Source organism: Streptomyces sp. NPDC006552, from assembly GCF_040611655.1.
In the GTDB taxonomy this organism is placed as follows: domain Bacteria; phylum Actinomycetota; class Actinomycetes; order Streptomycetales; family Streptomycetaceae; genus Streptomyces.
Genome location: NZ_JBEXOS010000022.1, coordinates 32,508 through 52,156, shown reverse-complemented (window position 1 = coordinate 52,156; position 19,649 = coordinate 32,508). Strand labels below are relative to the sequence as shown.

The following is a 19,649-nucleotide window of genomic DNA, read 5'->3' as shown; positions in this document are numbered from 1 at the left end:
TCACCCACCGCCCACTTCCCTCGACAAGGAGGCGACGACCCATGGTGCAGATCGGCTACACGATGATGACCGAGCAAGCCGGACCCCGGGAGCTCGTACGGCACGTCGTGGCCGCGGAACAGGCGGGCTTCGACTTCTCCGTCACATCCGACCACTACTCGCCCTGGCTGGCCGAACAGGGCCACTCCCCCTACGCCTGGGCCGTGCTCGGCGCCGCCGCGCAGGCGACCTCGCACATTCCGCTGATGACGTACGTGACCTGCCCGACGACGCGGTACCACCCCGCGGTCGTCGCGCAGAAGGCGGCGACCCTCCAGCTGCTCTCCGAGGGCCGCTTCCGCCTCGGCCTCGGTTCCGGCGAGAACCTCAACGAGCATGTGGTGGGCGGCGGCTGGCCGGCGCCGGCGGTCCGCCTGGAGAAGTTCGAGGAGGCCGTCACGATCATCCGCGCCCTTTTGGACGGCGAGGAACTCACGCACCACGGCCGCCACTTCGAGGTCGACCGGGCCCGGCTGTGGGACCGGCCGGACACCCCGCCCCCGATCGGCGTCGCCGTGTCGGGCCCGGCCTCCTGCGCGCTCGCGGGCCGCGTCGCGGACCTGGTCATCGCCACCGAGCCGCGCGCCGAACTGCTCGACGCCTTCGGCCGCGCGGGCGGCGCGGGCAAACCGCGCGTGGGCCAGCTCCCGGTCTGCTACGACCCCGACCGGTCGGCCGCGGTCAAGCGGGCCCACGAGCAGTTCCGCTGGTTCGCGGGCGGCTGGCGGGTCAACGCGGAGCTCCCGCACCCCGTCTCGTTCGCCGGCGCGACCGACCTGGTGACGCCCGAGGACGTCGCGAAGTCCGTCCCGTGCGGCAGCGACGTCGCCGAGTTCGTCGAGGCCGTACGCCCCTTCGCCGACGCCGGGTTCACCGAGGTGGCGCTCGTGCAGATCGGCGGCGACCACCAGGACGCCTTCTTCACCTGGGCGGAGAACGAGCTGCTGCCCGCTCTCCGTGAGGCGCTGTAACCCCCCTTACCCGCCAGCCACCGTCAGATCAGTTCCGACCCCATCCGGGAGACCTTCCATGAGCAGCACCGCCGACGACAACCACACCCTCGTCTCCGTCACCGTGAGCAACTGCGCCGCCGCGGACGCCGAGCGGGTCCTGGCCCACCTGACGGCCGAGTTCCCCGACCAGGGCCCCACCAAGAACGGCGCCGACGCCTCCGGTGAGCAGCCCACGGTGTGGACCGCGGAGCTGGACGTGAGCGCCGGTTCGCCGGGCGCCGGCGGTGACGGCGACGGCGACGGCGCCATCGAGGGCACCGTCACCGTGAACGTCCAGGGCGCGCCGCACGAGGTCGCCGCGGTCCGCAAGTCGCTGGCCCGTGTCTACGGCGTCGAGGACGCCGGTTCGAGCTCCGGCGACCAGGAACTCGACAGCGAGTTCACCCTCACACCGCGCTGACGACCGCCGCCCCCGGGCCCGCCGCCGCTCCACCCGAGCGCGCGACGGGCCCGCGGTGTGTCCCCGGTCCCCGGCCGGGGACCGGGGACTCCTGGCAGCAACGGGGCCGGAGCGGGATCAGGCCGGCGACTCGTCGGGGTCGGGGTGTTCGGGGTGCACGGTGTCCGAACTCTCGGCGCCGCGCCGCTGCGTTCCCGCCTCGTCCGTGTCGGGCACGTCGGCGGCGGAGCCGGCTCCCTCGGCGGCCCCGCCGTCCGGCTCCTCCGGCCCGGCCTGCTGATCGGGCAGGTCCCGGGGGACGGGAGCCTCGCGCTCGTCCGGGTTCTCGCTTCGGTACTCCGTCACAACAGCCTCCATTTTTCGCCACCCGGCACGGCCTCGCGCGCGCAGGGGCGAGCGCGCACCGGGTACGGTCGCGGACGCGCTCTGGGTACCGGGGTCGGCGCGGCCGAAACGTATCGCGGAGGCCGGGTGTCGGCGGGTTTCGGTGCGAGCCGCTCGTGCCCGGCAGCGAGGCGCCGGACAGGCCCTAGACTCCAGGCGTGTCAGCACTGGACGAGATCCGCCGCAGCAAGTACATCAGCCTCACGACGTACCGCAAGGACGGGACACCGGTCCCCACTCCGGTCTGGCACGTCGTGCGCGACGACCATGAACTGCTCGTGATCACCGCCGCGGACTCCTGGAAGGTCCGGCGGATCCGGAACAACAGCGCCGTCACGGTCACCGCCTGCGACCTCCGGGGCCGCACCGCTCCGGGCGCCGCCACCCTGCGCGGGACCGCCCGCCTGCTCGACGCCGCCGGGACCGAGGCCGCCCAGGCCGCCGTGGGCCGCAGGTACGTGCTGTCCCGCGTCGGCAACGCGTTCGCCCGGCTGCTGCGTCTGCCGAAGAAGCCGAACATCGGGATCGCCGTCACCTGGTGACGCGCGGCCGGTCCTGACCGCGGCCGCCCTCGCCGCCCGCGCGACCTCTGTACGGAGCACGGCTCCTGGGATAGCGTCGCCTCGGCCACCTGGAATGAATCGTTTCATAACCGTGCGCCGCAGCTCTTGCCCGTACCGCCGCCGCACTCCCCTCACGTCATTGAAAAGCGAGGCGCCATGACAGCGAGCCGTCCGACCGGGACCACCGGGAACACCTCCGCAGCCGGCCCCGCCCGACGCGCCGTCCTCGCCGCGGGGGCGGGAGCGGCGGCCCTCACCGCGGCCGGAGCCCGGTCCGCGCAGCCGGCGTCCGCCGCGGCCGCGCCCCGGCCCGCCACCCCGTCCGCCGCCGCACCGCCGCGTCCGGGCTCCGGCTGGCAGCGGTACGTCCAGGCCCCGTCCTCCCGCACCGTGCGCCCGGTCCGCACCGTCACCTCGCGCGGCGACGTGACCCGGCCGGAGGCCCTGCTCAAGGCGGGCGGGCCGGTGACGGTACTACGCCGCCAGCGCCCGGCCCCGGCCCCGCGCTGGCCCGAGGGGACGACGGCGGAGGCCTCCTCCACCCATGCGGGCAACAGCGGGGGCGACGGGCAGCCCCGCACCTACGACGCCTCCCACGCCGTGGACGGCGACCCCGACACGTTCTGGAACGACGACACTCAGGGCGCCTTCCCGGACACCCTGACCGTGACCCTGCCCGCCGAACGAGAGTTGTCGGGTATCACCGTGCTCTCCAACAGCGACGGCGTCCCGACCGACTTCACCGTCGACGTCTGGCACGACGCGGCCTGGCACCGGGCCGCCAGCTGTTCCGACAACGATGTCAGCCAGCGTGCCGTGCCCTTCTCCGCGCCGCTGCGCGCCTCCCGGGTCCGCCTCACGGTCACGGGCGTCCAGGACACTCCGCAGGGTGCGTTCACCCGGATCAACGAGGTGTGGCCCGAGGCCGTCGACGCGGTGGAACCGCCCAGCGTGACCGTGGACTTCGGCAAGGTCGTCGTCGGCTTCCCGCGCATCCGGTTCGCCGCCGCCTCGGACAACTCGCCCGGCGTGCGCGTCGCGTTCTCCGAGACCCTCCAGTTCCTCACCGACCGCAGCGACTTCACCCGCTCCGACCAGGCGGGCGGGGCGGGCCGGGGCACCGACCAGTTCGCCGTGCCGGCCAAGGGCGCCGACTGGCTGGACCAGAAGGGTTTCCAGGCCGGGGAGAAGGTCTTCGCCGACGGGCTGCACGGCTTCCGTTACCTCAAGATCACGCTGGACGCACTGGCCTCGGACGCCCCGGCCGCTCAGCCCTGGGGCACGGTCGAGATCGACGCCGTGAGCCTGGAGTTCACCGCCTACCTCGGCACCCCGGGCACGTACCGCGGCTGGTTCCTGTGCTCGGACGACGACCTGAACCGGTACTGGTACGGCGCCTCGTACACGAACGAGCTGGTCACCGACGTCTTCCGGCGCGACGACGTCGACCCGCGCGATGCCTGGAGCGCCTCCCTGGAAGGCCGTCTTGTCCTGCACGACGGGCCGAAGCGCGACCGCGACCCCTACGTCGGAGACCTGGCCGTCTCGGCGCGCACCCTCTACCTCACCCATGACGACGCGGCGACCGCCGCCCGTAACGTCCTGGCCGACCTCGCCGACCACCAGCGGGCCGACGGCTGGATACCGCCGGCCTCGATCAACGGCTACACGCTGCCGCTCTTCGACTATCCGCTGTGGTGGGTGACGTGCAGCTGGGACTACGTGCTCTACACCGGCGACCGGGCGTACGCCGCGCGGTACCACCCGAACCTCGTGCGGGTGCTCGACACCTGGTACCCGAGCGTCACCGACGACGCCGGGCTGCTCAGCAAGGGCCTGGGCGGCACGGGCGGGTACGGGGACTACGCCTTCCTCGACCGCACGGGACGGATCACGTACTACAACGCCAACTACGTCCAGGCGCTCCGCGACGGCGCCCGGCTGGCCCGCTTCCTGGGCCACGCCGACGACGCGGCACGCTGGCAGGAGCGGGCCGGGAAGGTCGCCGCCGCGGTCAATACCCACCTGTGGGACGAGGAGGCGGGCGCCTACCTCGACTCCGGGACGGGCCCGGTGCGCCACGCCCAGGACGGCAACGCCATCGCCGTCACCGCGGGGGTCGCCGACGCCGCGCGGGCCGCCTCGGCCCTCGCCCATCTCGACGCCACGACCCGGCGGCCGTACGGCAACGCCTTCATGGACAACGACACGCTCTTCTCCGGCGCCTCGCAGCGCGTGTACGCGTTCACGTCCTACCCGGAGATCGTCGCCAGGTTCGAGACGGGCCGGGCGGACTCCGCGCTGGACCAGATCCGCCGCACGTACGGCTGGATGGACCGCCACGACCCCGGCATCACCCACTGGGAGGGCATCGGCCCGGACGGCTCGCTGTACGAGGGCGCGTACACGAGCATGGCGCACGGCTGGTCGACGGGGGTGCTGCCCGCGCTCACCCATCAGCTCCTCGGCGCCCGGCCGCTCTCGCCCGGCTACGCCACCTGGCTGGTCCGCCCGAACCCCGGGGACGTCGACTGGGCCCAGGGGCAACTCCCCACCCCGCACGGCACGTTGAGCGTCGCGTGGCAGAACTCCCGGTCGGTGTTCTCCCTGACGGTGCGGGTGCCGCACGGGACCCGGGGCGCGGTGGCGCTGCCCGGTGAGCCCGAGGGGCTGAGCGTGCGCCAGGGCCGCAGGACGCTGTGGGACGGCCGGCGCGCCTCGGGCAGCGGGGTGCGGATCGCGGACGGCCGCGTCGAGGTGTCGTCCCTCGGTACAGGGACCCACACGTTCACGGCCGTGCGGCTGCCCGGGAAATAGGCCTGGGTGGGGCTTCGCCGCCGGCGTGGAACAGCGGGGCGTCGGACACGCCGGCGGCGAAGGTAGGCAAGGGCCGGGGATCAGCCCTGCTTGATGACGAACTGGGAGCCGGGTTCGGTCAGGATGTCGCCCTGGGCCGAGTTGGTGATGGTGACCCCGGTCAGCGTGGCGCTGCCGCGAGCGCCGGACATGGCGAGGATGCCGGAGCCGTTGTTCGACTTGTCGATGCTCACGTTGCTGATCCGTACACCGGGCATCTCACCACCCCCCGTCTTGAACTGGATGCCGTCGTAGGTGGAGTCGCGGATGTCGGTGTCGCGGATCGTGACGCCCGGGATGTTCTGTCCCTGCGCGAACAGGGTGATCGCGCCGAACTCCTGGTCCTCGTTCCAGAAGGCGCCGCCGGTGCGGTACAGCCCGTTGTCGGCGATGAGCGTCGTACCGGAGAACGGCAGCGGGTCGTGGTCGGTGGCGAGCATGATCCCGGGGTAGTTCATGGTGTCCGAGATCAGGTTGGACTCGATGGTGTTGCCGTAGCCGCCATAGACGGCGATGCCGTTGGCGCGCCAGGGCAGTTGGACGGTGTTGTTGCGGAAGTGGTTGTCGTGGCCGACGTCGACCGAGGTGTCCTTGACGTACTTGCTGGCCCAGACGGCCATGGCGTCGTCGCCGGTGGTGCGGAACGAGGAGTTGTGGACGGTGGAGTTGCGGGTGCCGTTGGCGAAGTTGACGCCGTCGGCGTAGGTGTCGCGGATGCGGACGCCGTTGAACTCGACGCGGTCGCCGGGGCCCCACAGCTCGGGGATGTTGGAGTAGTCGCGGCCGACCCAGGCACCCACGTTGGCGTGCTCGATCCAGACGTTGGTGATCTTGGTGTCCTTGCCGAAGCGGCCGTTGAGCGCGACGCCGCCCTCGGCGTTGCCGTCACCGCCCCGGATGGTGCCGGAGCCGAAGATCGCGATGTCGGAGATCTTGGTGTTGTCGTCGATGTCGAAGCCGAAGTTGCCCTCGTGCGGGTGGTTGATGCCGCCCGCGTCCTGGGGCGCGATGAGGGAGGAGAGCTGGGAGTGCCACATGCCGGCGCCCTTGAGGGTGACGTCGCGGATGCCGACCTGGTTGTACTGGCCGCGGTTGAGCGGGTCGTCGGTGAGGATCTTCTTCTCCTGGCGCCACTGGCCGGCCGGGATCCAGACGCACGGGATCGTCCCCGCCTGGTCGGCCGTCACGGCGCGCTGGATGGCGTCCGCGTCGTCGATGCCGTCGTTGGGCACGGCTCCGTACTCGGTGATGGAGACGCACTCGGCGGGCTTGGCGGCAGGCGCCGCGACCTGCTCCAGGTCGATCAGGTCGACGACGTAGAAGGCGGCGGTGTCGCCGCTGTCGCGCTGGAGCCGGAACGTCGTGCCCTCGGGGTAGGTGTCGGTGAGCAGGGCGTGGGACTCGTCGAAGAGTCGGCGGGCGTCGCCGCCGGGCCGGTTGGTCAGACCCTCCGGGTCGTCGGTGGTGCCGTAGAGCCAGCTGTGCTTCGAGGAGAGGGTCAGCTTGCGCACGAACGTGCCGTCGGCGTAGAGGCTGAGCGTCGCCTCCTGGCCGCCGCCCGCGGCGGCGTCGGGGATCGAGTTGCGCACGACGATGGAGTTCGAGGGCGTGGTGGAGGTGAACTCCACGTACTGGCCGGTGGAGTTCAGGCGGACCGACTTGCGGCCCGAGGACTCGGTGGCGAAGTTCGTGTGCCCGAAGGTGCGCAGGGCGTCGGAGGTGAGCAGGGTGCCGTTGGTCCGCCCGTCCTCCGCCTCGTACTCGGTGTAGGGCACGGCCGCGCCGCGTCCGACCACCAATGTCCGGGCGAAGGTGTTGTTGTTCTCGTTGGTCTCGGCGACTTTGTTCGTGGCGTCGGCAGTGGCGGTGAGTGCGGCGCCGCCGTCGGTGGCGGTCCAGCTGCCGCCGATCGGCACGGTCGCCGAGGCGCCGGCGGCGATGGCGTCCGCCGTACCGGTCAGGGTGGACCCGCCGACGGTGAGCTGGGTGACGGTGCCGGCGGGCGCCGCGCTGGTGCCGCGGTTGTGCACGGTGACGGCGAAGGTGACCTTGGCGCCGACGGCCGGGCTGCCGGGCGTGGTCGAGATCCCGGTGATCGCGAGGTCCGGCCCGGGCGCCTGGGTGACGACCAGCTTCGTGTCGGCGTTGCGACTGTTGTTGGAGTTGTCCAGTTCGGCCACGGCGTCCGTCGGGTCGACGACCGCGGAGACACCGTAGCTGCCCATCGGGCGGGTGCCGACCTTGACCGGCACCTTGACGGACGCGCCGGCGGCGAGGGCGCCCACGGAGGCGCTGCCGGCGACCGCGCCTTCGAGGCTGACGTTCACCGTGGTGGCGGGCGAGGCGGCGGTGCCGCTGTTGCGGACCGTCGCGTCGACCGTGACCTGGTCCGCCTCGGACGGGGCCGCGGGCGACCACGTCAGATCGGTGACGGTCAGGTCGGGGGCGGGCGCCGCCGAGCCGACGACCTGGAACTCGGCGATCTGGCCGCCGCCCGCTCCGCTGTTGCCGGAGAACTGCAGCCGTACGTCCGCGTAGCGGCCGCTGACCGGGATCGTCACGGTGTTCCGGTTCGCCGCCGGGTCGAAGGTGTACGTGGCCCGGTCCTTCAGTGAGGTGAAGTCGGTGCCGCCCGCCTTGCGGCCGAGGACCTGGAGGGTCTGGGTGCGGGTGCTCCAGGCCGCGTCCGGGTCGAGCTTGAGGACGACTCCGCTCAGGTCGGCGTCGGCCCCGAGTTTGACGGTCAGCGCGGACGACTGGCCGCTCGCCTCCCAATAGGTGCCCGTGTTGCCGTCGTTGGCGTTGGGAGCGACGTAGTTCTGCGTCGTCGACGTCGCCTCGATCGGCTTGCGCAGGGCGAGGTCGGTGCCGGCCGGCGGCGGGTCCTGCGGACCGCCGTCCCCGGCCGCGCCGCGCACCTCCACCTCGGACAACTGGGCGGCGTTCCAGCCGCTGTTGTCGCTGATCCGCACCCGTACGTACCGGGTCGCGGCCGTGACGCCGACCGTGACGCTGTTGCCGGAGCCCGGGGTGAAGGACCGCTGCGCCGCGGCGGCGAGCGTGGTGAAGTCCCGCCCGTCCGCGCTGCCCTGGACGGCGACGGTCTCGGTGCGGGCCTCCCAGGAGGCGGGAAGCTTCAGGACCACGCCGTCGATGTCGACGCTCCGCCCCAGATCGATCTGGACCCACTGGGGGAAGGAGCCGGCCGGGCCCTCCCAGTAGGTGGCCTGGCTGCCGTCGGTGACGTTGCCCGCGGGGTAGCCGTCGTGCGTGCCGCCGGCCGTGACGGGTCTGCCGAGTGCCACGTTCTGTTCCGTCGCCGCCTGCGCCGTCGCGGGCACCGTTCCGAGGGCCAGCAGCCCCGCCGTCACCGCCCCGGCAAGCCATCGCCACCTATGACGTGCCCCTGACATATCTGTCATGACCGCTCCCGCCATCCATGTATTGAGTTGCGCTGTTAATTTTTTGCGTACTTTAGATGGACAGATTCGAGGTATGGGTAAGTCATGTCAACGGTTGCGACATCTTTTGCTGCCGCGACGGGGTCGGGCCGTGCCTAGAGGTTCGGCGCCCGCCAGGCAAGGTAAAGAAGGTCACACCCGCGCCGTCTGCTGCGGACCGACGGATCTGGCCTAGCATCCGAGCATGACGGTCCTGCCTGACGACGGCCTCTCCCTGGCAGCCGAGTTCCCTGACGCGACACACGAGCAGTGGCAGCACCTGGTCGCGGGTGTGCTGCGCAAGTCGGGCAAGGAAGTCTCGGCCGACGGAGCGGAAGACGCCCTGTCCACCGCGCTGGAGGACGGGTTGCGCGCCCGTCCCCTGTACACAGCCCGCGACGACGCTCCCCCCGCCGGCCTGCCCGGCTTCGCCCCCTTCGTGCGCGGCGGCCGCGCCGAGGGGAACACCGCGGGCGGCTGGGACGTACGCCAGCGGCACACCGTCGCCGACTCCTCCTCGGTCCTCGCCGACCTGGAGAACGGCGTCACCTCCCTGTGGCTGGCCATCGGCGACGACACCCGCTTCCCCGCCGCGGCCCTCGCCGCCGCGCTCGACGGCGTCTACCTCGACCTGGCCGCCGTCGTGCTCGACGCGGGCGCCGGGACCGAGGCCGCCGCGCGCCAACTGCTGCGCCTGTACGAGGAGAAGGGCGTCGCCCCCGAAGCGGCCCGGGGCAACCTCGGCGCCGACCCGCTCGGCCACGAGGCCCGCACCGGACAGCCCTGCGACAGCGCGCCCGTCGCCGAACTGGCGCGGCTGTGCGCCGGACGGTACCCGGGGCTGCGCGCGCTGACCGTGGACGCGCTGCCGTACCACGAGGCGGGCGGTTCGGCCGCGCAGGAGCTGGGCTGCTCCCTCGCCACCGGCGTCGCCTACCTGCGCGGACTGACCGAGGCCGGGCTGAGCGTCGAAGAGGCGCTCGCGCAGCTGGAGTTCCGCTACGCGGCCGGCGCCGACCAGTTCCTCACCATCGCCAAGTTCCGGGCCGCGCGCCGGCTCTGGGCCCGGGTCGCCGAGGCGTGCGGGGCGCCGCGCTCGGGCGCGCAGCTCCAGCACGCGGTGACCTCGCCGGTGATGATGACCCGGCGCGACCCGTGGGTGAACATGCTGCGGACCACGATCGCGGCGCTGGGCGCGGGAGTGGGCGGCGCGGACTCCGTGACGGTGCTCCCCTTCGACCACGCGCTGGGGCTGCCGGACGCGTTCGCCCGGCGGATCGCCCGCAACACCTCCACCATCCTCGTCGAGGAGTCGCACCTCGCCCGGGTGATCGACCCGGCGGGCGGCTCCTGGTATGTGGAGCGCCTGACCGACGAACTCGCCCACGCCGGCTGGGAGTTCTTCCAGCAGATCGAGCGGGACGGCGGACAGGCGGCGGCGCTGCGCTCCGGTCTGGTCCGGGACCGGCTGGCCGAGACGTGGTCCGCGCGGAGCGAGCGGCTCGCCACGCGGCGCGAACCGGTCACCGGCGTCAGCGAGTTCCCGCACCTGGCGGAGAAGCCCGTCGTGCGTGAGCCGGTGCCGGCGCCGCCCTCCGGCGGGCTGCCCCGGGTCCGCCGCGACGAGGCGTTCGAGGCGCTGCGGGTCCGGGCCGAGGCCCACCTCGCCGCGACCGGCGCCCGGCCCCGCGTGTATCTGGCCGCCCTCGGCCCCGCCGCCGCCCACACCGCCCGCCTCTCCTTCGCGGCCAACCTCTTCCAGGCCGGCGGCGTCGAGACCGTCACCGAGGGCACCTTCGAGGAGAGCGGCGCGCGGGAGGTGTGCCTGTGCTCCAGCGACACCGTCTACGCGGAGCAGGCCGCGCAGAGCGCGCGGGAGCTGCGCGCGGCGGGCGCCGGACACGTGTTCCTCGCCGGCCGCCCGGGCACGTGTCCCGGCGTCGACACCTACGTATTCGCCGGCTGTGACGCCGTGGCCGTGCTCGGCGCCACGCTCGACCGCATGGGAGTCTCCCGATGACCGCCCCCCGCATCCCCGACTTCTCCGCGATCGAGCTGGGGACCCCGGCGCCGGCCACCGCCGCCGACGAGTGGCACACCGCGGTGAAGCGGGCCGCCGACGGCGACGACCTGGGCTGGGAGACGCCGGAGGGCATCGCGGTCAAGCCGCTCTACACCGAACAGGACCTGGCGGGCCTGGACTTCCTGGACACGGTGCCGGGCGTGGCCCCGTACCTGCGCGGCCCGTACCCGACGATGTACGTGAACCAGCCGTGGACGATCCGGCAGTACGCGGGTTTCTCCACGGCCGAGGAGTCGAACGCCTTCTACCGGCGCAACCTCGCGGCCGGCCAGAAGGGGCTGTCCGTCGCCTTCGACCTGCCCACGCACCGGGGCTACGACAGCGACCATCCGCGGGTCACGGGCGACGTCGGCATGGCGGGTGTCGCCATCGACTCCATCTACGACATGCGCCAGCTCTTCGACGGCATCCCGCTGGACCGCATGTCGGTGTCGATGACGATGAACGGCGCCGTGCTGCCCGTGCTCGCGCTGTACATCGTCGCGGCGGAGGAGCAGGGTGTGCCGGCCGAGAAGCTGGCGGGGACCATCCAGAACGACATCCTCAAGGAGTTCATGGTCCGCAACACCTACATCTACCCGCCGAAGCCGTCGATGCGGATCATCTCCGACATCTTCGCGTACACCTCGCAGCGGATGCCCCGCTACAACTCGATCTCCATCTCCGGGTACCACATCCAGGAGGCGGGCGCGACGGCCGACCTGGAGCTGGCCTACACCCTGGCCGACGGGGTGGAGTACATCCGGGCGGGGCGCGAGGCGGGTCTGGACGTGGACGCGTTCGCGCCGCGGCTCTCGTTCTTCTGGGCGATCGGCATGAACTTCTTCATGGAGATCGCCAAGCTGCGCGCGGCGCGGCTGCTGTGGGCGAAGCTGGTCGGGCAGTTCGACCCGAAGAACGCCAAGTCCCTCTCCCTGCGCACCCATTCGCAGACCTCGGGCTGGTCGCTGACCGCGCAGGACGTGTTCAACAACGTCACCCGTACCTGTGTGGAGGCGATGGCGGCGACCCAGGGGCACACCCAGTCGCTGCACACGAACGCGCTCGACGAGGCGCTCGCGCTGCCCACCGACTTCTCCGCGCGCATCGCCCGCAACACGCAGCTGCTGCTCCAGCAGGAGTCGGGGACGACCCGGGTGATCGACCCGTGGGGCGGCAGCGCGTACGTGGAGAAGCTGACGTACGACCTCGCCCGGCGCGCCTGGGGCCACATCCAGGAGGTCGAGGCGGCCGGCGGGATGGCCAAGGCGATCGACGCGGGCATCCCGAAGCTGCGCATCGAGGAGGCCGCGGCGCGCACCCAGGCCCGGATCGACTCCGGGCGCCAGCCGGTGATCGGGGTCAACAAGTACCGGGTGGACTCCGACGAGCAGATCGACGTCCGGGCCGTCGACAACTCCTCCGTGCGGGCCCAGCAGATCGCCAAGTTGCGCAGGCTGCGCGAGGAGCGCGACGAGGCCGCCTGCCAGGACGCGCTCGCCGCCCTCACCCGGGCGGCCGGCGGCGAGGGCAACCTGCTCGAACTCGCGGTGGACGCGGCGCGCGCGAAGGCGACCGTCGGGGAGATCTCCGACGCCCTGGAGAAGGTCTACGGGCGCCACGCGGGCCAGATCCGTACGATCTCCGGCGTGTACCGCAACGAAGCAGGCGAGTCCCCGTCCGTGGACCGCACCCGCGCCCGTGTCGACGCGTTCGCCGAGGCCGAGGGGCGCCGGCCGCGCATCCTGGTCGCCAAGATGGGCCAGGACGGTCATGACCGCGGCCAGAAGGTGATCGCGACCGCCTTCGCCGACCTGGGCTTCGACGTGGACGTGGGCCCGCTGTTCCAGACCCCGGGCGAGGTGGCGCGGCAGGCCGTCGAGGCGGACGTGCACATCGTCGGGGTGTCGTCGCTGGCCGCCGGGCACCTCACCCTCGTACCGGCGCTGCACGAGGCGCTCGCCGAGGAGGGGCGCGCCGACATCATGATCGTGGTGGGGGGTGTCATCCCGCCGCAGGACGTCGCCACGCTCCGGGAGATGGGCGCCGCGGCGGTCTTCCCGCCCGGCACGGTGATCCCGGACGCCGCGCGTGACCTGGTGGAACGCCTCGCGGCCGACCTCGGCCACGATCCCGTCGCGGCCCTGTGAGCCGGTGAGTCCATGGCCATCGACCTCGACACGTATGTCAAAGGTGTGCTCGACGGGAAGCGGGCGCTCGTCGCCCGCGCGATCACCCTCGTCGAGTCGACCCGGCCCCAGCACCGGGCGCTGGCGCAGCAGTTGCTGACCGAGCTGCTGCCGCACAGCGGCCGGGCGCGGCGGATCGGCGTCAGCGGGGTGCCCGGGGTGGGCAAGTCGACGTTCATCGACGCGTTCGGCACGATGCTGACCGGGCTCGGGCACCGGGTGGCGGTGCTCGCCGTCGACCCGTCGTCCAGCAGGACCGGTGGGTCGATCCTCGGTGACAAGACGCGCATGGAGCGGCTCGCCGTCGACCCGGCGGCCTTCGTCCGCCCCTCCCCCACCGCCGGCACGCTGGGCGGTGTCGCCAAGGCCACGCGCGAGTCGATCGTCGTCATGGAGGCCGCGGGGTACGACGTGGTGCTGGTGGAGACCGTCGGTGTCGGCCAGTCCGAGACGGCGGTCGCCAATATGGTCGACTCGTTCCTGCTGCTGACGCTGGCGCGCACGGGCGACCAGTTGCAGGGCATCAAGAAGGGCGTCCTGGAGCTGGCCGACGTGGTCAGCGTGAACAAGGCCGACGGCCCGCACGAGCGTGACGCCCGGGCCGCCGCGCGCGAACTGGCGGGCGCGCTGCGCCTGATGCACGGCAAGGACGCCTTCTGGACGCCGCCGGTGCTCAGTTGCAGCGCGCGGGAGTCGACCGGCCTCGACGCCGTGTGGGAGCGGCTCGAACAGCACCGGAGCCTGCTCGACTCCACCGGGCGCCTGGCCGCGCGCCGCCGCGACCAGCAGGTCGACTGGACCTGGACCATGGTCCGCGACGAGCTGCTCGGCAGCCTGCGGGCCGACCCGTCGGTCCGCGCCCTGGCACCCGGCCTGGAGGAGCGGGTCCGGGCCGGTGACCTCACCGCGACCCTGGCGGCGGAGCGCATCCTGGACGCGTTCCGGGGCCGCTGAGCGGTTGCCCTGCGTGGTAGCCTGAGCCGTTTGGGCGGTCCCAGTTCATCGGTCAGTCACCCCTGTCGGGCCTTCCCCGGTACGTTCCCCTTACGGAAGGCACTTCATGAACCACCCGGATCGCGACGGCTCCCCCGTCACCTCGTTCGCGGATCTGGGCCTGCCGGCCGAGGTGCTGCGCACGCTCGCCGAGCACGGGGTGCACGAGCCTTTCCCGATCCAGGCGGCGACGGTGCCCGACGCTCTCGCCGGCCGCGACGTGCTGGGGCGCGGGCGCACCGGCTCCGGCAAGACCCTCGCCTTCGGGCTGCCGTTGCTCGCGCGGACGGCCGGGCGGCGCGCCGAGGCCAAGCAGCCTCTCGCGCTGGTCCTCGTACCGACCCGGGAACTGGCGCAGCAGGTGAGCGAGGCGCTCGCGCCGTACGCGCGGGCGCTGCGGCTGCGGATGGCCACGGTGGTCGGCGGCATCTCCATCGGCCGGCAGGTCGCCGCGCTGCGAGACGGTGCGGAGGTCGTCGTCGCCACCCCGGGCCGGCTGCACGACCTGATCGACCGCAAGGCGTGCCGCCTGCACCGGGTCCGGATCACCGTTCTCGACGAGGCCGACCAGATGTGCGACATGGGGTTCCTGCCGCAGGTCACCGACGCCCTCGACCAGGTGCACGCCGACGGTCAGCGGATGCTGTTCTCGGCCACCCTGGACCGCGACGTCGAGGAGTTGGTCGGCCGTTATCTGCACGCGCCCGTCGAGCACAGCGCCGATCCGGCGACGAGTGCGGTCACGACGATGGACCATCACGTCCTGGTCGTCCACGGCCCCGACCGGTACGCCGTCACCACCGAGATCGCCGCCCGGGACGGCCGCGTCCTGCTGTTCCTGGACACCAAGCACGGCGTCGACCAGCTCACCCGGCACCTGCGGGCCAGCGGGGTGCACGCGTCGGCCCTGCACAGCGGCAAGTCGCAGCCGCAGCGCTCCCGTACCCTCGCGCAGTTCAAGGCCGGCCAGGTCACCGCGCTGGTGGCGACCAACGTGGCGGCCCGGGGCCTGCACATCGACGACCTCGACCTGGTGGTCAACGTCGACCCGCCCACCGACGCCAAGGACTATCTGCACCGCGCGGGCCGTACCGCCCGGGCCGGGGAGTCCGGCCGGGTCGTCACGCTCGTCCTGTCGGGTCAGCGCCGCGACCTGGGCCAGGTGCTGACCGAGGCGGGCATCGAGGCGGCCGTCTCCAAGGTGCGCTCGGGCGAGGCGGAGCTGAGCCGCATCACCGGCGCCAAGGCCCCCTCGGGCAAGCCCCTCGACAGCGCGCCCGCCGCGGAGAAGCCCAAGAACACCAACGCCCCGTTCCGGGGGCTCGGCACCAGCAAGGACACCGCGCGCGGCAAGTCCCGCAAGTCCGGCGAGGCCCGCAAGCTGGCCGAGGCGCGCAAGGCGGCGCAGGTGCGGCGCGAGCGCTGAGCACCGGCGCCGCACCCCGGCGGCTCAGCTCTGCCGCGTGGTCGCGGGTACCTGCCCCGCCTTGTCGACCACCGCGTGGCCGAGCACCGCGGTGCTGGACATGAGGGTCCCGGCCTTGCCGTACCGGGTGTCCCGCATCAGGTAGCTGCGGGAGCCGAGGAAGGTGAGGTCCTCCTTGTCGAAGACCCACTCCGTGCGGGTGCCGAAGGTGGTGTCGGCCCGGGAGATCCCGACGCCGTGCCGGCCGAGGGCGTCGTGGGCCGCGGGGGCCTGCTCGACGCCGGGGATCCTGGCCGCCGCCCGGTAGAGCGCGGCGCCCGTCCTGGGCGGCATGAGCGCGCCGACGAGGGAACCGATCTCCTCGAAGACAGCCTGGTCGCGCTCGACGCCGTCGAACTTCGGTGTCTTGTCGTACAGGTAGGCGAGGAGCTTGTCGGGGTCGGTGGGCAGCGACGCCAGCCAGCGGTAGGTGGGGCGGCTCAGACCGGCGGGGGTGCCGTCGTCGTCGCCCAGCTCGGCGTTGAGGGCGTACGGTTTGCCGCCGTCGGTCCTGGCGACACCGAGCTTGTGGAGCGGCCCCGGGCGCTGCGCGCTCCACGTCTCCCGCTCCTCCAGCGGGCCGACGACGGCCTTGCCGCTGGTCAGGTCGGCTCCCTTGCCCTTCTCGCGGGTGTAGACGAACTGGTCGTCGCCCACCTGGAGGGCGTCGCCCTTGCTCGCGGCGAGGGAGATCCGGTCCAGCAGGACCGCGGCGGACGAGGCGCCCGACGCACCCTGCTGCCGGGTCGCCGTGGTGGCCGGGGCGTCGTCGTGGGTGAGGACGACGCCCGTGGTGAGGACGCCGCCCAGCACCAGCGCCGTGACCGGCACCAGGAGGGCGGGGCGCAGCAGGCGGCGGGCGGGGCGGGGCCGGGGGGCGGCCTGGTCGTGGTCGATGCGCTGCATCAGTCGTTCCTTGTGCTGGAGGTGCTGCGCGCGCGGGAGGTCCCGGGAGGCCGGGGCCGGCAGCAGCCGGGCGAGCTCCACGAGGTCGGCGTCGCGCTCCGCCGTCCCGGTGTCCGCGGCCGGGGTGCTGTCGTGCTGGTCGGTCATGCCGTTTCCTCCCTCACGGGCAGGGCCGCGAGTGCGGCGTCACCTGTCATCTCTCCGCGGGCGGCGCGGGGTTCCGGATTCTTCTGCGCCTCGTCGGCGAGGCTGGCGAGCCTGGCGCGGGCCCGCGACAGGCGCGAGCGCACGGTGCCGACGGGGATGCCGAGCGCCTCGGCGGTCTGCTGGTAGTCCAGGCCCGACCACACGCACAGGGTCAGCACCTCCCGCTCCGGTCGGCGCAGCCGGTCCAGGGAGTCCTGGACGGCGGCCAGGCGCCGCGCGTCGTCGACCCGTCCCTCGACCTCGGGGGCGAAGTCCGCGACCACGGGCGGCCGGCGCTGCCGGGCCAGGAACGCCACCCGGCGGCGCAGCCCGCGCCGGGCGTTCTCCGCCTTGTGCGTGGCGATGCCCAGCAGCCACGGGCGCAGAGAGCCTTCCTCTGGGTGCAGCCGCTCCCGTGCCCGCCAGGCGGTCAGGAACGTCTCCGACATGATGTCTTCCGCTGTCGACCAGTCGCCGGTGAGCCACAGGGCGTGCCGGTAGACGGGGCCGGCGCACAGCTCGTACAGCTCGGCGAACGCACCGCGTTCACCGGCGCGCACGCGCCTGCGCAGATCGTTTTCTGAGTCCCTCACATCCATGACCTCTCCGCCGTCCCGGCGGAGTTCCTGTGATCTGCGCCATGCCTGTACGTGTGTGCGGCGGACTTCACCGTACTGGTCCGCTCAGCGTGCTACGCCGAGCCCGTTGAGCAGCATGGGCAGGGAGGCGTGCAGTTCCCGCTGCCAGTACGGCCAGGCGTGGGTGCCCGGACCGTAGAAGTGGGTCGTCAGGTGGCGGGCGCCGAGGCGGTGGAGCCGGTCGGCGAGGGCCTGGTTCTGCCGGCCGAAGTCCGCTTCGAGATCGCTGGTGGCGCCCGGCGCGTCCAGCGGTCCTGTGGTGCCGTCGCCGCACGAGAGGTAGACGGGGAGCGAGGTGAGGCGCCCGGCCAGGTGGAAGGGGTCGTGGGCCGCCCAGACGCGGCGCTGCGCGACGGGGTCGCCCCAGACCCGCAGGGGGTCACCGCCCTGGCCCGCGAAGAAGCCCAGGATGCGCGCGGTCGACTCCTCGTTCAGGAGCGGGTGCACGGAGCCGGAGTACGCCGCGGCGGCCCGGAACATGCCCGGGTGCCGGGCCGCGTACATCAGTGCTCCCTGGCCGCCCATGGACAGGCCCGCCACGACGCGCCGGCTGCCCGCTCCCCAGTCGCGTTCCAGAACCCGGCGCAGTTCCTGGGTGTGGAAGGTCTCCCAGGCGGGGTCGCCGCCCTTGCCGTGGTTCCACCAGTCGCTGTACCAGCCGTTCCAGCCGGCTTCGGGCATGACCACGAGGACGTCGCGCAGGCTCTTGATACCGGCGACGTCGGTCTGGTCCGTCCATGACGTGTAGTCACCGCAGCAGCCGTGCAGGAGCCAGAGGGTGGGCCAGTGCCTGCGGTGGTCGGCGGGGTTCCAGCCGTCCGGGGTGAGCAGCCGGACCTGGACCGTGCGGCCGCCGAGCGCGGCCGAGCGGACGGACAGATCGAGCTGCCGGTCCGCGACCCGGGTCGTGGCGACGACCTCGGCGCCGCCGCGGGGACCGGCCGCCGCGGCCGGTGCGTGCGGTGCCAGGGTGAACAGCAGCGCGACCAGGACGAGCAGCATGCCTCTGGCACGGCGGAGCGGGGCGGCGGTCCGGGAGGTCACCAGTGCGTCGTACGCGCCCATGCCTGACGGTCTGCTGTTCATATGCTCCCCCTCGGGTCACCGCCGACGGACGGCGGCCGGGGTCCGGGCCGCCGGATCCCCGCAACGGTGCGTGGGAGCGCGACCGGCAGTCAAGGCATGTACACGTAATTCATCCGGCGGCCGTGCGCGGCTGGACGGGCCGTCGGCCGTGCGGACCGGCCGGCCGGCCGGGCGGGGCCCCCGCCCCCGCCGCTCCACTCCCCCGGCCCGCGGGCCCCGCCGAACCGTCCACGCGACCCACCGGCCGCGCCGAACCGGCCCACCCGCCCCGCCGGACCCCGCCGAACCCACTGGCCCGGCCAGAGGCACCCCACCTCGCCAGGCCGCCCGCCTACCCCGCCGGCGGCGCCGTGCTCTGCCGGACGACCAGGCTCGTCGCCAGTTCCAGCCGGGTCGTCACCGGGTCCTGCACCCGCAGCCGCATGAGCATCTGCACCGCTTCCTCGGCCATCTGCCGCAGCGGCTGGTGCACCGTCGTCAGGGCGGGGCTGGACCACTGGGCGAGCGGCACGTCGTCGTAGCCGACCACCGAGAGGTCCTCGGGGACGCGCAGGCCGCGCAGCCGCGCCGCCTCCAGCACGCCGAGGGCCTGCAGGTCGCTGCCGGCGAAGACCGCGGTCGGCGGCTCGGGCAGGTCGAGGAGGTCCACCGCGCGCTCGCGGCCGCCCTCGACGTGGAAGTCGCCGTACCGCACGAGGTCCGGGTCGGCGGGGAGCCCGGCCATGCTCAGCGCCGAGCGGTAGCCGTCGAGCCGGGCCAGCGAGCAGAGCATGTCGCCGGGGCCCGTGATGATGCCGATCCGCCGGTGTCCGAGGTCGATCAGGTGGCGGGTGGCGACCAGGCCGCCGTTCCAGTTGGCCGAGCCGACCGAGGGCACGTCCGGGTCGGGGTCGCCGGCCGGGTCGATGATGACGAAGGGGATGGACCGCGACCGCAGCCGCTGCTTCACCTCGGCGGGCAGCGCCGAGAAGACCAGGACCACCCCGCGCGGCCTGCGCTGCAACACGCCCTCGATCCACTCCGGCCCCGGCGCCTGGCGCGTGCCGCTCTCGGTCAGCACCACGCTGGCCTGGTGGGCCTTGGCGACCTTCTCCACGCCCCGGATGAGTTCCAGGGCCCAGACGCTCTCCAGTTCGTGGAAGACCAGCTCGATGAGGGGCGCCTCGCGGGCGGCCCGGGTCGTGCGCCGGTAGGCGTGCTCCTCCAGGAGACGCTCCACCCGCACCCGGGTCTGCCCGGCGACGTCCTGGCGCCCGTTCAGCACCTTCGAAACTGTCGAAATGGAGACCCCCGCCTCCTGGGCCACTTGCGCCAGGGTGATCCGGCCCAGCTCCTCGTCATCTCGCATGTTGAGGAGCATAAGGCACCGCCAACTCCCGCCGTCTCGTAACGCTTTGGTAACTCGGCGACGCGGGGTTGACCCCTCCAT

14 protein-coding genes are annotated in these 19,649 nt (G+C 73.0%); 8 read left to right on the top strand and 6 right to left on the bottom strand.

What is annotated here, in order from left to right; translation table 11 throughout:
- Positions 1-41 precede the first annotated feature (41 nt).
- Together ABZY33_RS15685 and ABZY33_RS15680 are read left to right on the top strand one after the other, a co-directional pair.
- A complete protein-coding gene (locus ABZY33_RS15685) occupies positions 42-1,010 on the top strand; it encodes an LLM class F420-dependent oxidoreductase (RefSeq protein ID WP_356492107.1) in 969 nt (322 codons plus the stop codon).
- 58 nt (positions 1,011-1,068) lie between these two features.
- Positions 1,069-1,452: a hypothetical protein gene (locus ABZY33_RS15680; RefSeq protein ID WP_356492106.1), complete on the top strand. Its 384-nt coding sequence runs from the start codon at positions 1,069-1,071 to the stop codon at positions 1,450-1,452.
- A 117-nt stretch (positions 1,453-1,569) separates the two neighbouring features.
- Here ABZY33_RS15680 and ABZY33_RS15675 read toward each other — a convergent pair whose 3' ends face one another.
- Positions 1,570-1,797, bottom strand: a complete 228-nt coding sequence (locus ABZY33_RS15675) for a hypothetical protein (protein ID WP_356492105.1) — start codon at positions 1,795-1,797, stop codon at positions 1,570-1,572.
- Between the two features lie 197 nt (positions 1,798-1,994).
- Here ABZY33_RS15675 and ABZY33_RS15670 point away from each other — a divergent pair, with 197 nt between their 5' ends.
- Together ABZY33_RS15670 and ABZY33_RS15665 are read left to right on the top strand one after the other, a co-directional pair.
- Complete coding sequence (locus tag ABZY33_RS15670) at positions 1,995-2,378, top strand: PPOX class F420-dependent oxidoreductase (RefSeq protein WP_356492104.1); 384 nt, start codon at positions 1,995-1,997, stop codon at positions 2,376-2,378.
- A gap of 177 nt (positions 2,379-2,555) precedes the next feature.
- Positions 2,556-5,216, top strand: coding sequence for an alpha-L-rhamnosidase C-terminal domain-containing protein (locus ABZY33_RS15665; RefSeq protein ID WP_356492103.1), 2,661 nt, complete (start codon positions 2,556-2,558; stop codon positions 5,214-5,216).
- 80 nt (positions 5,217-5,296) lie between these two features.
- On the opposite strand, the gene ABZY33_RS15660 is transcribed toward ABZY33_RS15665, so the two are convergent.
- Positions 5,297-8,668 (bottom strand): CARDB domain-containing protein, encoded by a 3,372-nt coding sequence (locus tag ABZY33_RS15660; protein WP_356492150.1) that lies wholly within the window; start codon positions 8,666-8,668, stop codon positions 5,297-5,299.
- Between the two features lie 232 nt (positions 8,669-8,900).
- Here ABZY33_RS15660 and ABZY33_RS15655 point away from each other — a divergent pair, with 232 nt between their 5' ends.
- The 4 genes from ABZY33_RS15655 to ABZY33_RS15640 all read left to right on the top strand — a co-directional run bounded on the left by ABZY33_RS15655 (position 8,901) and on the right by ABZY33_RS15640 (position 15,365).
- Positions 8,901-10,715 carry a methylmalonyl-CoA mutase family protein gene (locus ABZY33_RS15655; RefSeq protein WP_356492102.1) on the top strand — a complete coding sequence of 605 codons (1,815 nt, stop codon included), beginning with the start codon at positions 8,901-8,903 and terminating at the stop codon, positions 10,713-10,715.
- On the top strand, positions 10,712-12,907 hold the full coding sequence (scpA, locus tag ABZY33_RS15650) for a methylmalonyl-CoA mutase (RefSeq protein WP_356492101.1): 2,196 nt from the start codon (positions 10,712-10,714) through the stop codon (positions 12,905-12,907). The genes ABZY33_RS15655 and scpA overlap by 4 nt, the downstream gene beginning before the upstream one ends.
- A 12-nt stretch (positions 12,908-12,919) precedes the next feature.
- Positions 12,920-13,900 (top strand): methylmalonyl Co-A mutase-associated GTPase MeaB, encoded by a 981-nt coding sequence (gene meaB, locus ABZY33_RS15645; RefSeq protein ID WP_356492100.1) that lies wholly within the window; start codon positions 12,920-12,922, stop codon positions 13,898-13,900.
- 106 nt (positions 13,901-14,006) lie between these two features.
- On the top strand, positions 14,007-15,365 hold the full coding sequence (locus ABZY33_RS15640; RefSeq protein WP_356492099.1) for a DEAD/DEAH box helicase: 1,359 nt from the start codon (positions 14,007-14,009) through the stop codon (positions 15,363-15,365).
- A gap of 24 nt (positions 15,366-15,389) precedes the next feature.
- Here ABZY33_RS15640 and ABZY33_RS15635 read toward each other — a convergent pair whose 3' ends face one another.
- The 4 genes from ABZY33_RS15635 to ABZY33_RS15620 all read right to left on the bottom strand — a co-directional run bounded on the left by ABZY33_RS15635 (position 15,390) and on the right by ABZY33_RS15620 (position 19,580).
- The gene (locus ABZY33_RS15635) at positions 15,390-16,457 is read right to left on the bottom strand and encodes a CU044_5270 family protein (RefSeq protein ID WP_356492098.1); all 1,068 of its coding nucleotides are present in this window, start codon (positions 16,455-16,457) and stop codon (positions 15,390-15,392) included.
- A complete protein-coding gene (locus ABZY33_RS15630; RefSeq protein ID WP_356492097.1) occupies positions 16,454-17,089 on the bottom strand; it encodes an RNA polymerase sigma factor in 636 nt (211 codons plus the stop codon). Before ABZY33_RS15630 ends, ABZY33_RS15635 begins: the two co-directional genes overlap by 4 nt.
- A 90-nt stretch (positions 17,090-17,179) precedes the next feature.
- On the bottom strand, positions 17,180-18,136 hold the full coding sequence (locus tag ABZY33_RS15625) for an alpha/beta hydrolase family protein (protein WP_356492149.1): 957 nt from the start codon (positions 18,134-18,136) through the stop codon (positions 17,180-17,182).
- 415 nt (positions 18,137-18,551) lie between these two features.
- The gene (locus ABZY33_RS15620) at positions 18,552-19,580 is read right to left on the bottom strand and encodes a LacI family DNA-binding transcriptional regulator (RefSeq protein ID WP_356492096.1); all 1,029 of its coding nucleotides are present in this window, start codon (positions 19,578-19,580) and stop codon (positions 18,552-18,554) included.
- Positions 19,581-19,649 lie beyond the last annotated feature (69 nt).

What these genes read in the sequence shown, in the direction of transcription:
- ABZY33_RS15655 (WP_356492102.1), top strand. Translation starts at nt 8,901, where the DNA reads ATGACGGTCCTGCCTGACGACGGCCTCTCCCTGGCAGCCGAGTTCCCT.
- ABZY33_RS15680 (WP_356492106.1), top strand. Translation starts at nt 1,069, where the DNA reads ATGAGCAGCACCGCCGACGACAACCACACCCTCGTCTCCGTCACCGTG.
- meaB (WP_356492100.1), top strand. Translation starts at nt 12,920, where the DNA reads ATGGCCATCGACCTCGACACGTATGTCAAAGGTGTGCTCGACGGGAAG.
- ABZY33_RS15685 (WP_356492107.1), top strand. Translation starts at nt 42, where the DNA reads ATGGTGCAGATCGGCTACACGATGATGACCGAGCAAGCCGGACCCCGG.
- ABZY33_RS15625 (WP_356492149.1), bottom strand. Translation starts at nt 18,136, where the DNA reads ATGCTGCTCGTCCTGGTCGCGCTGCTGTTCACCCTGGCACCGCACGCA.
- scpA (WP_356492101.1), top strand. Translation starts at nt 10,712, where the DNA reads ATGACCGCCCCCCGCATCCCCGACTTCTCCGCGATCGAGCTGGGGACC.
- ABZY33_RS15635 (WP_356492098.1), bottom strand. Translation starts at nt 16,457, where the DNA reads ATGACCGACCAGCACGACAGCACCCCGGCCGCGGACACCGGGACGGCG.
- ABZY33_RS15660 (WP_356492150.1), bottom strand. Translation starts at nt 8,668, where the DNA reads ATGTCAGGGGCACGTCATAGGTGGCGATGGCTTGCCGGGGCGGTGACG.
- ABZY33_RS15665 (WP_356492103.1), top strand. Translation starts at nt 2,556, where the DNA reads ATGACAGCGAGCCGTCCGACCGGGACCACCGGGAACACCTCCGCAGCC.
- ABZY33_RS15640 (WP_356492099.1), top strand. Translation starts at nt 14,007, where the DNA reads ATGAACCACCCGGATCGCGACGGCTCCCCCGTCACCTCGTTCGCGGAT.
- ABZY33_RS15620 (WP_356492096.1), bottom strand. Translation starts at nt 19,580, where the DNA reads ATGCTCCTCAACATGCGAGATGACGAGGAGCTGGGCCGGATCACCCTG.